General features: G+C 38.3%; 1 protein-coding gene. It reads right to left on the reverse strand.

Annotated elements, in window-relative coordinates:
* Nucleotides 1-562: SspB-related isopeptide-forming adhesin (locus HMPREF1519_RS04680; protein WP_156024871.1), on the reverse strand; the 562-nt coding region annotated here is incomplete at both ends.

The following is a 562-nucleotide window of genomic DNA, read 5'->3' on the forward strand; positions in this document are numbered from 1 at the left end:
TGTCTTGCTTACTGGGTTGTAATAGTTAACAACTTGGGCAGCTGTATTTTCGATGTCTGAACCACCAGGTACATCAGCTTTAACTGTTGCTGGAATATCAAACTTGTAGTAACGTCCAAATTCAAATTTAGTTGTATCAATGATTTGAGTATTTTCTGCGTCGCCAAGTGACTTAGTGAAGCCAGCTTTAAGGGTTGCAGTCATAACACCATTTTCAACTTTAATGTCAAATTTATCAGTGACATCAGCTCCAGTTACTGAATCGTAAGCTTTGATTGCTGAACCATCTACATCAACCTTAGTTTCATCGAAGTCATCAGTGATTCCTACAGTTTGAACGTTGTCTTTGTTAGCTGCGTCGAATTTAGTTGTATCCAACCATACTTGATAGTAGATCTTTTCGCCGCGTTTAACAGACTTAGTATTGATGTTTTCTGCTTCGTTGTTATCAGCTTTGTCAGCGTATGGGTTGGCATTAGTATCATTGTACTTGTCTGCCAACTCTGAATCGTCATCGAGAAGCTTGTTATCAGTGATAGAGAATTTAGCTGTATTCAATACA

The sequence above is a fragment of the Streptococcus sp. SR4 genome (assembly GCF_000517725.1).
Classification (GTDB): Bacteria; Bacillota; Bacilli; order Lactobacillales; family Streptococcaceae; genus Streptococcus; species Streptococcus salivarius_F.